The organism is Candidatus Accumulibacter cognatus (assembly GCF_000584975.1).
Taxonomy (GTDB): Bacteria; Pseudomonadota; Gammaproteobacteria; order Burkholderiales; family Rhodocyclaceae; genus Accumulibacter; species Accumulibacter cognatus.
The window spans coordinates 58,042-71,089 of record NZ_JDST02000064.1; the positions used below are offsets into that span (position 1 = coordinate 58,042).

Annotated in this window: 13 protein-coding genes; 12 read left to right on the forward strand and 1 reads right to left on the reverse strand. The window is 61.6% G+C overall.

Features of this window, described 5'->3' with window-relative positions; all coding sequences use genetic code 11:
- Nucleotides 1–61 precede the first annotated feature (61 nt).
- The 8 genes from AW06_RS20560 (at nucleotide 62) to phaP (ending at nucleotide 6,925) form a co-directional block, all read left to right on the forward strand.
- Nucleotides 62–424, forward strand: a complete 363-nt coding sequence (locus AW06_RS20560; RefSeq protein ID WP_246148582.1) for a CBS domain-containing protein — start codon at nucleotides 62–64, stop codon at nucleotides 422–424.
- A gap of 128 nt (nucleotides 425–552) precedes the next feature.
- Nucleotides 553–1,530, forward strand: coding sequence for an NADPH:quinone oxidoreductase family protein (locus AW06_RS12600; protein ID WP_034950565.1), 978 nt, complete (start codon nucleotides 553–555; stop codon nucleotides 1,528–1,530).
- 162 nt (nucleotides 1,531–1,692) lie between these two features.
- Nucleotides 1,693–2,142 carry a MaoC family dehydratase gene (locus AW06_RS12605; RefSeq protein ID WP_034912642.1) on the forward strand — a complete coding sequence of 150 codons (450 nt, stop codon included), beginning with the start codon at nucleotides 1,693–1,695 and terminating at the stop codon, nucleotides 2,140–2,142.
- Between the two features lie 125 nt (nucleotides 2,143–2,267).
- Nucleotides 2,268–3,272: a cytochrome c peroxidase gene (locus AW06_RS12610; RefSeq protein ID WP_034950567.1), complete on the forward strand. Its 1,005-nt coding sequence runs from the start codon at nucleotides 2,268–2,270 to the stop codon at nucleotides 3,270–3,272.
- 1 nt (nucleotide 3,273) lies between these two features.
- The gene (locus AW06_RS12615; protein WP_034950569.1) at nucleotides 3,274–3,969 is read left to right on the forward strand and encodes a DUF599 domain-containing protein; all 696 of its coding nucleotides are present in this window, start codon (nucleotides 3,274–3,276) and stop codon (nucleotides 3,967–3,969) included.
- A 4-nt stretch (nucleotides 3,970–3,973) separates the two neighbouring features.
- A complete protein-coding gene (rarD, locus tag AW06_RS12620) occupies nucleotides 3,974–4,879 on the forward strand; it encodes an EamA family transporter RarD (protein WP_034950571.1) in 906 nt (301 codons plus the stop codon).
- A gap of 75 nt (nucleotides 4,880–4,954) precedes the next feature.
- A complete protein-coding gene (locus tag AW06_RS12625; RefSeq protein WP_034950573.1) occupies nucleotides 4,955–6,343 on the forward strand; it encodes a hypothetical protein in 1,389 nt (462 codons plus the stop codon).
- A 114-nt stretch (nucleotides 6,344–6,457) separates the two neighbouring features.
- Nucleotides 6,458–6,925, forward strand: coding sequence for a TIGR01841 family phasin (phaP, locus tag AW06_RS12630; RefSeq protein ID WP_273704648.1), 468 nt, complete (start codon nucleotides 6,458–6,460; stop codon nucleotides 6,923–6,925).
- Between the two features lie 106 nt (nucleotides 6,926–7,031).
- On the opposite strand, the gene AW06_RS12635 is transcribed toward phaP, so the two are convergent.
- Nucleotides 7,032–7,925, reverse strand: coding sequence for a recombination-associated protein RdgC (locus AW06_RS12635; protein WP_034950574.1), 894 nt, complete (start codon nucleotides 7,923–7,925; stop codon nucleotides 7,032–7,034).
- 126 nt (nucleotides 7,926–8,051) lie between these two features.
- Between AW06_RS12635 and AW06_RS12640 the strand changes: the two genes are divergently transcribed.
- From AW06_RS12640 to glp, 4 genes are read left to right on the forward strand one after another with little or no spacing between them, the layout of a single operon-like run.
- Nucleotides 8,052–9,989: an ATP-dependent DNA helicase gene (locus AW06_RS12640; RefSeq protein ID WP_034950577.1), complete on the forward strand. Its 1,938-nt coding sequence runs from the start codon at nucleotides 8,052–8,054 to the stop codon at nucleotides 9,987–9,989.
- A gap of 5 nt (nucleotides 9,990–9,994) precedes the next feature.
- Nucleotides 9,995–11,323, forward strand: coding sequence for a hypothetical protein (locus AW06_RS12645; protein ID WP_273704649.1), 1,329 nt, complete (start codon nucleotides 9,995–9,997; stop codon nucleotides 11,321–11,323).
- A complete protein-coding gene (gene mobB / locus AW06_RS12650) occupies nucleotides 11,320–11,847 on the forward strand; it encodes a molybdopterin-guanine dinucleotide biosynthesis protein B (protein ID WP_034950582.1) in 528 nt (175 codons plus the stop codon). Before AW06_RS12645 ends, mobB begins: the two co-directional genes overlap by 4 nt.
- The gene (gene glp / locus AW06_RS12655) at nucleotides 11,834–13,039 is read left to right on the forward strand and encodes a gephyrin-like molybdotransferase Glp (protein WP_034950585.1); all 1,206 of its coding nucleotides are present in this window, start codon (nucleotides 11,834–11,836) and stop codon (nucleotides 13,037–13,039) included. Before mobB ends, glp begins: the two co-directional genes overlap by 14 nt.
- The last annotated feature ends 9 nt before the right edge of the window (nucleotides 13,040–13,048 follow it).

Genomic DNA, 13,048 nt, shown 5'->3' on the forward strand with positions numbered 1-13,048 from the left:
GAGCATTGCCGAGGGCGAAGCGCTGACCATTGCAGACGATGGCACCAGGGTTCGCGATCTGATGCATCGGGGCATCATCTCCTGCACGCCGGACGATACCGTCGGCACCGTCGCCAAGATCATGGTGGACAAGGAAATTCATGCGGTGGTGGTGATGGATGAGCAGGGCATGGCCGTCGGCGTCGTATCGCAGACCGATATGGTGCTGGCGCGGCAGGGCCGGACACCGGATCAGGCGCGCGCGATGCTGGCCAGGGAAGTCATGACCCCAGGTTGCGCGACTTGCGATGCCGACATGCTGTTGAGTGATGCGGTCAGTCTGCTGACGGCCCGGCGCATGCATCGCCTGGTGGTGACCGAGAAGGATCAGCCGGTCGGCGTGCTTTCGATGACCGACGTGGTGCGCAAGATCATCGGCGAATAAGCAGCGCTCGGTCAAATCCTGGCGTTTCCCAACCCCCCTCCTTGTCCAATGAGGGGGAAATGCAAAACTCCCTTCTCATCCACATGGATTGAGAAGGGATTTTTTGACACGATGGAGATTATTCCGCCATGCAAGCCATCGTCTGCCATGAATTTACCGGTCCGGCCACGTTGCGGCTGGAGGAGGTTCCTGAACCACGCCCCGGACCCGGCCAGGTGCGAGTCCGTGTCCGTGCCTGTGGGGTCAACTTCGCTGATAGCCTGATCACCCGTGGCCAATATCAGAAGCAGCCAGCCCCCCCGTTTACTCCTGGCTTTGAAGTTTCCGGCGAGGTGATGGAATTGGGCGCCGGCGTTGGCGGATTCGCCATCGGGGATCGGGTGATCGCCATGACGCCGCATGGCGGCTATGCCGAGCAGGTCATTGCGGACTTCGAGCGCTGTGTGCCGATGCCGGCGGCGATGTCCTGGGAACACGGCGCGGCTTTTCCCGTCGTTTTCGGTACCTCGCATCTGGCCTTGTGGCATCGGGCACGCTTGCGTGCCGGGGAGACGCTGGTGGTGCATGGCGCATCCGGCGGTGTCGGATTGACCGCCGTTGCCATTGGAAAGCAATTGGGGGCGACGGTGATCGCCACGGCCAACGGCCCGGGAAAGCTGCAGGTGGCCAGCGCACACGGCGCGGATCATCTCATTGATTCCAGCCACGAGGACCTGCGGACGCGGATCAGGGAACTCACCGACGGCCGCGGTGCCGACGTGGTCTACGACCCGGTTGGCGGTGAGTTATTCAACGCTTCGCTACGCAGCATCGCCTTTGAAGGGCGCATCCTGATCATCGGTTTCGCGGGTGGCGCCGTACCGCAGATTCCCGCCAATCATCTGCTGGTCAAGAATGTGGACGTGATTGGCGTCAACTGGCCAGCTTATGCGGAATTGAATCCGCAGGTGATGACCGAGAGTTTCCAGACCCTGATGCAATGGTATCTGGACGGGGCGATCAAGCCGAATGTTTCGGCGACCTACCCACTGGCTCAAGCGGTTGAAGCGCTCAATCAAGTGGTGACGCGCAAATCTACGGGCAAAATCGTCATTATGATGGCTTAGGATATATACTTGTCGTCATCCGGAGGTAATGCCTGTCCGTGCGATGGACCAGCTTCAAGGCATCCGGAAACCCCAAGAATATCAACTGGCGCTGGCAAGGGCGAGCGCCGTATTTACTGGGCGCGGCCATACCCGCGCTGATAATCACGAGAAAGGACTTTGATGAATCCCCAGAACGGTTACGATATTGAAGATTTGTCCGTCGGCATGAGCGCAGAAATCGCCAAGACCATTACGGATGCCGACCTCGTTTTGTTTGCCGGGGTGTCGACGGACGTCAATGCGGTGCACATGGATGAAGATTTTGCGAAAACCACCATGTTTGGCGGCCGCATCGCACACGGGATGTTGTCCGCGAGCCTGATTTCAGCGGTGCTGGGCAATCGTTTACCTGGACCTGGCACGATTTACATGAGCCAGTCCCTGCGTTTCCGCGCGCCGGTTCGTCCGGGTGAAACGGTCCATGCCAAGGTGACGGTCAAGGAGGTCATCACCGAGAAGTCGCGGGTCGTCGTCGATACCGTATGCACCGTGGGTGACAAGGTGGTCATCGACGGCGAAGCGACGCTGATGGCGACCTCACGCCAGAAGCGCGAAGCCGCCGGCAAGTAATCCCTGTCCATAAGCGCCGCGCGCGCCTGCTCGTCCAGATGTCCTGGTTGGCGCCACCGACCGTAGATTCGAAGTGCACCGGTCAGGACATCTCCTGCCTTCATGACCAACCCGTGAGGAACCCGATGAAACCGACATTCTGTTACCGGCTACTCGCTGCCGCCATCGCCGCCGTGCTGGTCGGTTGTGTCGCACTGCCGCAGGGCGGTGCAGGCTATGCTCGTTCCCCGGCTTTGCCGACTCCCCCCGACCCGCCTGACAACCCGACGACGCCGGAAAAAGCGGCGCTCGGCAAGAAACTTTTCTTCGATCCGCGTCTCTCGGGTGACGGCAGCATGGCCTGCCAGGGCTGCCACTACCGCCATCTCGGCTGGACTGACGCGCTGCCGTTGTCACGCAAGGTCGGCGGCGGCATGAATACTCGCCATACGCCCAGTGTATACAACACCGGCTACTACACCAGCTGGTACTGGGATGGCCGTGCCAAGACCCTCGAAGGTCAGGTCACTGCCGCCTGGAAGGCACAAATCGGTGCCGAACCGGCCAAAGCCGCTGCGGTAATCGCTGCGATACCCGGCTATCAGGTCGAGTTCAGGAAAGTCTTCGGCAGTGCGCCGGACGCCGACAACATTGTCAAGGCGCTGGCCGCTTTCCTGCGTACGCTCAATAGCGGCGAGGCGCCCTGGGACCGTCATGCTGCCGGCGACCGGACGGCCGTCTCGGCCGATGCGCAGGCCGGTCATGACCTTTTCGTCGGCAAGGCGGGTTGTGCCATCTGCCACCAGCCGCCCCTCTACAGCGACAGCCGGTTCTACAACATCGGACTCGAGGCCGACAAGGCCAATCCCGACCCTGGCCGCTACGCGGTGACCAAGGACCTGCAAGACCGGTCGGCATTCAAGACGCCAACGCTGCGTTCGGTTGGAATTTCCGGCCCTTACTTCCACGACGGAAGCGTCGCCAGTCTGGAGCAGGCCGTGCGTTATATGGCCTCAGGCGGCAAGGCGGATGCCAACAAGAGTACGCTGCTGGTTGACCGCAAACTTTCCGACCAGGAGATCCGACAACTCGTCGCCTTCCTCCATACGCTGACCAGCGAGGAACACTTCGAACCACCGGCGCTGCCGTAAGGTGTCTGGTGCACTCCACCATCTGGCGATTGTCGACTGGCTGGCGCTTTTCGCTTTTTTCACCTGCTGGGCCGGTTACGGCTGGTTTTCCGAGCATAGCCGCTGGGCATCTGGGGGGCTGATCAACAGCACCCGCGAGTTCCGGCTGGAATGGGCTTACCGGATGCTGGCTCGCGAGGTGCGGGTCACCGACTCGACACTGATCGGCAATCTGGTGAACAGTGTCACTTTCTACGCCAATACCACCATCTATATCATCGCCGGCCTGGTCGCCGCACTTGGCGCTGCCGACAAGCTGCTGAACTTCACCAGCGACCTGGCCTTGTCCGGCGCGGGCAACCGGGAACTTCTGGAGATCAAGCTGATGCTGGTTCTGGCGAGTTTCGTCTACGCCTACTTCAAATTCACCTGGTCGCTGCGGCAGTTCAACCTGCTGTCGATCCTGGTTGGGGCGGCGCCGCTCGGTGAGCGCGGGGATGCCGGTATCGAAGGCTATGCGCGCCGCCTGGCTGGTGCCAACAATCTTGCCGGAGACGACTTCAATCGCGGTATCCGTGCCTATTATTTCGGCCTCGCGGCCTCGGGCTGGCTGCTCAGTCCACTGTTGCTCAGCATTCTCGCGGTGCTGATTTTGCTGGTGCTCTACCGGCGCGACTACCGCTCGGCAGCACTCGGCATTCTGCGTCGGCAACCCTGAACAGGTGTATCCCCAGCGCCACCTCCTGATCGGCATCGCCTGCGGCCTGCTCGCCTATGGCATCTGGGGATTCTTTCCGCTGTTCTTCCACCAGCTCGCGCATGTTCCTCCGATGGATGTGTTGAGCAACCGCGCCGTATGGGCCTGCGTATTTGTCGGCCTGCTGCTGACACTGCGCAGGCAATGGCACAAGGTCGCCGAGGTCTTCCGGAACTGGCGGCAGTTGTTGATGCTGATGGTCGCGGCGCTGCTGATCGGCAGCAACTGGCTGGTTTTCCTGTGGGCGGTCGCCAATCGGCAGGTTGTGGCTTCCAGCCTCGGGTACTTTCTGACGCCACTGGTCAATGTCCTGCTCGGCCTGGTCGTGCTCAAGGAACGGCTGAATCGGCTGGAGTGGCTGTCGGTACTCCTGGCTTTGGCGGCAATGACCAACGAGATCATCGCCATCGGTGGCCTGCCATGGGTATCGCTGTTCCTTGCCGGCACCTTCGGTACCTACGGACTGGTGCGCAAGCAACTCCCGGTCGATGCCGTCTCCGGCCTGTGGCTGGAGACTCTGGTGATGCTGCCGGTTTGTGCGCTCTACGCCTTCTGGCAGGCCGGCAACGGCCATGCGGTGTTCACCGGCCACGACCTTTCGACCTCCTGGCTGTTGATCGCTGCCGGTGCGCTGACCGCGCTGCCGCTGCTGGCCTTCGCCGCCGCTGCGCAACGACTCGACCTGGCGACCATCGGGATGCTGATGTACATCAATCCGACGCTGCAGTTCGTCACCGCGATCTGGCTTTTCGGCGAACCGATGCGGGCCGAACAGTTGCTCAGTTTCGGGTTGATCTGGCTGGGACTGTTGGTTTTCAGCTGGAGTGCCTGGGGCAAATACCGGAATCCGGACTGCATCGATTCCCGTTGACTTTCCACTCGCCTGAACTATGCTGGATATTGCGTTGCAGCATATTTTTCATTAAATGAGTGTCGACGAAAGGGGATGATGACCATGTCACGGCAACAGGGAAAGACGGTCAGAGCGTGGTTGGGGGAGGGGCTGGCAGTCTGCTCGCTGGCTTTTGCATGCTCCGCAAGCGGAGCACCAGCACTGGAAGAAGTTGCCGAAGGCGTCAAGATCGACCTTGGCCAGATCTCCGTGTCAGGGATCTCTTCAGGGGGTTTCATGGCTCACCAGTTCCATGTGGCACACTCAGAACACATCATGGGCGCGGGTATTGTCGCGGGTGGTCCGTACTACTGCGCGCGCGGGTCGATCATGGACGCCGTAACCAGGTGCAGCCAGTTTGTCATGCTCGAATGCACGGCCATCGGTCTGGATCCCAAGTGGTGTAAAAAAACCGACCTGGCGCCGAGAAACAAGACCGAGATCGAGCGGGTGGCGCATGCCTCTTTTGCTGAGGCAAAGAAACAGGAGGCAGCAGGGAGCATCAGCAAGCTTGCCAACCTGAAGAATGCCAAGGTTTATCTGTTCAGTGGCACCTATGACGCTATCGTTCCGCAAGGTGTGATGGACTCGCTTTTTCACTTCTATGCCGATGCCGACAAGGGGGGGATGGCAGAGGCCAACATGGCTTACAGCCGGACATTTCCTGCCCGCCATACGATGGTGAGGGACAGTTTCGACAAGCCAGCCGGCGATGTGGTGGGCAAGTGTACGTTGCCGCCCGCAGCCGCACCAGCGAACGACCAGAACGCTTTCATCGACGATTGCGAGGCGGTCGCCAGGCAGCGCGAGAAGCAGAATGGCTGCATTTGTCCGGTGACCGCAGGGGTCGGAATGAGCAGCGCCGCGACCTGTCCACCCAGCGACAAGCAGGCGCTTTGCAAGGATCTGAAGGACGTCGATCTGGCGGGAGCCATTCTGAAACGCATTTACGGCGAATCCGCGCTGAAAGCTGCCCGTGTGCCTGTAGCGGAGAGCGCAGTACAGGCATTCGACCAGCGGCGGGTGTTCAGCAAGTTCTCGGATACCCCTTACAACGCTCTGCAGAACGCCTCGATGGCCAGAGAAGGCTATGTGTTCATCCCGCAGGCCTGCAAGGATGGTCGGCAGTGCAAGCTGCATGTCGCGTTCCACGGATGCTTGCAGGGCGGTGAGACGGACCGGCGGCGTAGCCACTCTGGCAATCTGTTCGCCAAGTTTGCGGGTTACAACGAATGGGCGCAGGCCAATGACATCATCGTCCTTTATCCACAGATCCAGGCGCGAACCTTGCCACTCAATCCTCAGGGATGTTGGGACTGGTGGGGGCAGGATTACACCCACGAGGCTTATCACACGCAAGGAGGAAAACAGATCAGGGCGGTCGCACAAATGATCAACATTCTTGCTGGAGGACAGCAAGCGCTCAACGTACCAGCAGAGTAAAGTTGAGGACAAGGGTGTCGGCAAGAGGTGGATGACGAATCACCAACGGATATTGAATGCCGAACGAACATTGTTTGGGTAGATTGAATCGAATCTTAACGGAGGAATTGAAAAATGGCGGACCTTTCCAAGCTATTGAGTGATTGGACCAAGGCGATTACGAGCATGGACGTGACCAGGGGCAGCGAAGAGCTTCTGAACATCATGGCCGGGCTCAAGGTGCCGGGTGTCAACATGGACGCCGTGGTGGCCATTCAGCGTGAAAACCTCGAAGCCCTGAGTGCTTCCAACCGAGCAGCGCTTGCCGGGATGAAAGCCGTCGGGGAGTGGCAAGTGAAGATCCTGCAGGAGACGATGCAGGGATTGACGACTGCGATCAGCAACCTGACCAAGGGGGGCTCGCCGCAGGAGATCGCGGCAGCGGAAGCCGAGCTGGCCAGAAAAGCTTTTGAAACCGCAGTCGGCGAGATGCGAGAACTCGCGGAGATCGTGGGCAAGGCAAATCAGCAGGCCAGCGAAGCCATTGCCAAGCGAATTCCCGCGAGCCTGAACGAAATCAAGGATGTGCTGAAGCTTCCATAAACGATTGGAACGTCCAGGCCCCCCTGAACACTCTGCAGTGTCCGGGGCCGGGACGCCCTTCAAGAAGTCTTGGGGTATGCAGCCGGAAGCAGAGGCGGTCTTTTCCCTACGCCGCCACTTCTCCACCCAGTGCGGTGACCAGGTCATCGAGCAACCTCGCCACTTCTCCGGTCATCAGGGTGAAATCGATGTCGAAGCGTTCATCGGCATTCTCGCCCTGGCTTTCGGCCTGTTCCTTGAGGATGTCCAGGAAGGCGAGGCGTTTGATCTGTAACTGGTCGTTGAGCACAAAGGAAATACGGTCGTTCCAGGTCATCGCCAGGCGGGTGACGATCTTGCCGGTGGCGATATGCTGGCGGATCTCTTCGCCTTCGAGGGTGTGATTGACATAGCGCACGCTGGCCTTGTCGGTCGAGCGCAGCTCGAGGTCCTGGTCGAGGGTGAATCCGACGGGCGCTTCGCCATCGGCTACCCAGCCGGTCATCGCCGCCGACGGGGATTGCGTCACTTTGAGCACCTTAACCGGCAGGGCATCGAGCGATTTGTGAAGATGCTCGAGGAACTCTTCGGCTTTTGCCGGCGAGGCGGAGTCGATGACCAGCCAGCCGTTGATCGGATCGATCCAGCCAGAGGTGCTGCGGTTGCGGATGAAGGCGCGCGGCAGCAGTTCGAGAGTCATTTCTTGCTGGATCTCGCGCATCTCGCGACGGCCGATACGGCGGCCTTCGGCTTCCTCGATCTCCTTGGCCTTGTCGCTGGCAAAGCGTTTGACGATCGAAGCCGGCAGCAGTTTTTCCTCGACCCCGAGGGTGAGCAGCCACTGCTGGTTGACGGAATGGACGAGTGCGCCGCCGTCCCGTGGCGCGACCCAGCCGATGCTGCGCGGATCGGTGGCGTGGCATCCTTGCAGGGTCAGTTTGCCGAGTTGCGCCGCCAGTTGCTCGGCGTCAGCGGCCCAGTTTCTGGGCAGGCGGTAGAGGTGAAGATTTTTGAACCACATGAGCGGACCCGAAAAAATTGGCCATTATAGGCCTGAACGGCACATAATTTGCCACCGGGCGGCAGGGCAGGGGAGCCGGTGACACCGGCTTCTGTTAGCATTCGCGCTGCTTTTGACGATCCGTCCATGACCGCTTTGCTCTCCGATGTCTTTTCCGCTGCCGGGCCGCTGGCAAGCACGGTTCCCGGTTACCGCCTGCGTGTCCAACAACTCGAACTGGCCGAGCGCATCGCTGCCGCGATGGCCGGCAATCAGGTCCTGATTGCCGAAGCCGGGACCGGCACGGGCAAGACCTATGCCTATCTGGTACCCGCATTGCTTTCGGGGGGCAAGGTGATCGTTTCGACCGGTACCCGCAACCTGCAGGATCAGCTTTTTACGCGTGACATCCCGACCATCCGCAGCGCGCTCAAGTCACCGGTCAGGGTGGCGCTGCTCAAGGGGCGAGCCAATTACCTGTGTCACTACCACCTCGAACGTTCGCTTTCCGATGGTCGCTTTCTCTCGCGTGACGACGCCGTCTACGCGCAGCGTATCGCGCGCTTTGCCAGGAAGACCCGAAGTGGTGACAAGGCCGAGTGTACGGGTGTTCCCGAAAACGCGACGGTGTGGGCGATGGTCACCTCGACTCGTGACAACTGCCTCGGCCAGGATTGCCCGAAGCACAAGGAGTGTTTCGTCCTTGCTGCGCGCCGCGAGGCGATGGCGGCCGACCTGGTGGTGGTCAACCATCACCTGTTCTTCGCCGACGTGATGCTTCGTGACGAAGGAACCGCCGAACTGCTGCCCGCCTGCAATACGGTGATCTTTGACGAAGCACATCAATTGCCGGAAGTCGCCAGCCTGTTCTTTGGCGACAGCATCTCGACCGCGCAGCTCCTCGAACTGAGCCGCGATACACAGCTCGAAAGTCTGGCCTCGGCGCGTGACTGCCTGGATCTGCCGAAGTTCTGTACCCTGCTTGAAAAGGTCGCTCGCGACCTGCGGCTGGTCTTGCCGGTCGAACCGGCCCGCTACGCGCTACAGCAACTCGAAGCGCACGCCGGTTTCGCCGATCGATTGAACGATGTGCTCAAGGAACTGGCAGCGCTGGCCTCCTTGCTCGAGACGCAGGCGCAGCGTGCCGAAGGTCTGGAAAGCTGCTGGCGGCGCGCCACCGACTTGCAGGTGCGCCTGCAGGCCTGGCAGAGTGGGGCGAACCTGGATTTCGTTCGCTGGGCAGAGACCTATAGCCACTCGCTGCAGCTCAATGCGACGCCGCTGGCGATCGCCGAGATCATGCAGAAGCAGATGAGCGGCCATCCGCGCGCCTGGATCTTCACTTCGGCGACACTTGCCGTGCAGGACAGTTTTTCTCATTACTGTGCCGAGATGGGGCTTGGCGACGCCGATTCGGCGCGTTGGGAGAGTCCCTTCGACTACCCTCGACAGGCGCTGCTCTACGCGCCGCGCAACCTGCCCGATCCGAACCGCCCGGAGTATGCCGAAGCGGTCGTCGAGGCCGCGTTTCCGGTACTCCAGGCGAGCGCTGGCCGGGCATTCTTTCTGTGTACCTCGCTGCGCGCGATGCGCCGAACACACCAGTTGCTCAGCGAGTGGCTACAGCGCGACGGACTTGATCTGCCTTTGCTGTTGCAGGGCGAGCGCAGCAAGAACGAATTGCTCGAACGCTTTCGCAGCCTGGGCAATGCCATCCTGATCGGCAGCCAGAGTTTCTGGGAAGGGGTCGATGTGCGCGGCGAAGCGCTGTCGCTGGTGGTCATCGATAAGCTGCCGTTTGCGCCGCCGGACGACCCGGTGCTTTCGGCGCGTATCGAGAAGCTCCGGCGCGAAGGACGCAATCCTTTCATGGAGTACCAGTTGCCGCGCGCGGTGATCAACGTCAAACAGGGCGCGGGTCGCCTGATCCGCGATGAGAATGACCGCGGGGTGTTGATGATCTGCGACCCGCGCCTGCTCAGCAAACCCTACGGCAAGCGTATCTGGCGAAGTCTGCCGCCGATGAAGAGATCTCGCGAACTCGCCGACGCTCTGGCCTTCTTCGCCCCGGCAGCGGCCGCATGATCCGCATGCCTCCCCCTCTCCAGACTGCTGCCGATCTGCCACTGGACTGCGCGGCCGTGGCCGAGCTGCTCAATCGCGGCTGCGCCTGCATCTCGGTCGACCATCGATCCTTGCAGCGCGCGCTCGAAAACGGCAACGGAACGTTCTCGCACGCTGAACTGCTGGCGACGCGGCCGCATCTGTTCTCGGACAGCATGGTTTTCGTCAGCACCGCGCATCTCGCGCGCATGGCACGAATCATCGCCTTGCTCGAACGGGTGGTGGCCTTGCCGGCATATCGCGAACGGGTGCTCGCCTACGCGCCGCCACTGGCACGGCATTCGCCCGGCGCCGTGGGGGTCTATCTGGGTTATGACTTCCACCTCGGTGCAGATGGTCCGCAGCTCATCGAAATCAATTCGAACGCCGGTGGGGCGCTGCTCAACGCTCGCCTGTTGCGCGCGCAGCGCGCGTGCTGCGCTGCAGTGGCGAGGATGATGCCGACGCCGATACCGGTCGAGGAAACCTTTCTGGCGATGTTTCGCGAGGAGTGGCGACTGACCCGCGGCACTGGCGATGCTTCGCAGCGGCCGCTGGCGCGCATCGCGATTGTCGATACGCAGCCCGATGAGCAGTATCTGGCGCCTGAATTTGCACTCTTTCGGCAACTCTTCGAGGCGAATGGCATCGCTGCATTGGTGGCCGATGTTGCGGAACTGACCTTCGACGGCGAACGCTTGTACTGCCGCGGGCAGGTCGTTGACCTGGTCTACAACCGGCTGACCGACTTTGCACTGGCCGAACCGCAGAGTGCGGCGTTGCGTGCGGCGTATTTGAGCGATGCCGTGGTGGTCACGCCGCATCCGCAGGCGCATGCGCTGTTTGCCGACAAACGCAACCTGCAGGCTCTCGGCGACGACGACTGGCTGGCAGCGATCGGCTTGCGCGAAGACGAGCGCGAGTTGCTGGCCAGCAGCATTCCGCGTACCCTGCTGGTGCTCCCCGAACAGGCCGAGGCCTTCTGGGCCACTCGCAAGCAGTGGTTTTTCAAACCGACTGCCGGTTACGGCGGCAAGGCGGCCTATCGCGGCGACAAGCTGACCCGGCGCGTATTTGCCGAAATCGCCGGCGGTGGCTATGTCGCGCAGGCGGTGGTTGCTCCTTCCGAGCGACGCCTGCTGATCGATGGCGTACCGCACGATTTCAAGCTCGATCTTCGTAACTACGTTTATCGGGGTGCGGTTCAACTGGTATCGGCGCGACTGTACCGTGGCCAGACGACCAATTTCCGGACCCGTGGCGGCGGCTTTGCGGCGGTTTTCCCGGTACCCTGTGCAAGCGGAAGCAAAGCATGAGACTGTTTGGTATTGCCGGTTACTCCGGCGCCGGCAAGACGACCTTGCTGGAAAAACTGCTGCCGCGAATGACCCGGATCGGGCTGCGCGTCGCGGTGCTCAAGCACGCACACCACCATTTCGACATCGACCAGCCGGGGAAAGACTCGTTTCGCCACCGCGCGGCAGGGGCTGGCGAAGTGCTGCTGGCCAGCAGTGCGCGCTGGGTATTGATGAGCGAGTTACGCGGCGCTCCCGAGCCGACGCTCGAGGAATATGTCGCACACTTGTCGCCTTGCGATCTGGTCCTCGTCGAAGGTTTCAAGGACGAGGCGATTCCGAAGCTCGAAGTGTATCGGCCCGGCAACGGCAAGCCGCCGCTGTGGCCACAACTGCAGCACATCGTCGCTGTCGCCTCGGATGCCCCGCAATCACTGACCCTGCCGGCGCATCTGACGCGGCTGGACCTGAATGATCCGGACGCGATCGTCGGCTTCATCCTCGGCACTCTTCAACTGGGAGGGAAAACGCATGCTGTCCTTTGATGAAGCGCTGGCGCGCTTGCTGGCCAGTGCCCGGACCGTTTCAGAAATTCGCCGCCTGCCGACGCTGGCTGCCGCCGGGCGCGTGCTCGCACGGGCACAGCAGGCGACGGTCAATGCGCCGCTACTCGACAACTCGGCGATGGATGGTTATGCGCTGGCCGTCGCCGATGTGCCGCGCCTGGCGAGCCGACTGCCGGTCTCGCAGCGCATTCCGGCGGGCAGCGTCGGTACACCGCTGCAGCCAGGAACCGCTGCCCGGATCTTCACCGGCGCGCCGATACCGGCCGGTGCCGACGCAGTAGTGATGCAGGAGCTTTGCGAACACGCCGACGATGCGGTGCTGATCAACCATCTGCCGCAAGTGGGCGAACATATTCGCCGCGCCGGGAGCGACATTGCCGCCGGGAGCGAAATTCTCCCTGCCGGACTGCGCCTGCGACCCCAGGACACCGCCCTGGCGGCGTCGGTGGGGATCGCCGAACTGCCGGTTTTCCGCCGCTTGCGAGTGGCAGTACTGTTTACGGGTGACGAACTGCGCATGCCCGGTGAGCCGCTGCCGCCGGGCGCGATCTACAATGCCAACCGTTTTCTGCTCACCGCCCTGCTGCAGTCATTGGGTTGCGTCGTCCGTGATATTGGGCAGGTGCCCGACGATCTGCCGGCGACGCGCCAGGCGCTGCGCGCAGCCGCGCTCGACAATGACCTGGTGCTCAGCTCGGGCGGCGTTTCCGTCGGCGAAGAGGATCACATCAAAGCCGCCGTTGCGGCGGAGGGTCGGATCGAGATGTGGAAGATCGCCATCAAGCCCGGCAAACCCCTGGCCTTTGGACAGATCGGTTCGGCCGGGCGCGAGGTGGCGTGCATCGGTTTGCCGGGAAACCCGGTTTCCTGCCTGATCACCTTCCTCATGCTGGTACGGCCTTTTCTATTGAAAATGCAGGGCGTGCATCCAATTACCCCACCGAGCTACCGGCTGCGCGCCGATTTCGACTGGTTGCGGCCCGATGCCCGGCGCGAGTTTCTGCGTGCAAGAAGCCATGCCGATGGCGGCGTGGAGATCTTCGCCAACCAGGGCGCGTCAGTCCTGATTTCGGCGGTGTGGGGCGATGGCCTGATCGATAACCCACCGCAGCAGGTGATCCGACGCGGCGACAGGGTGCGCTTCCTGCCGTTTTCGGCCTTGCTGAACTGAGCCTGGAGG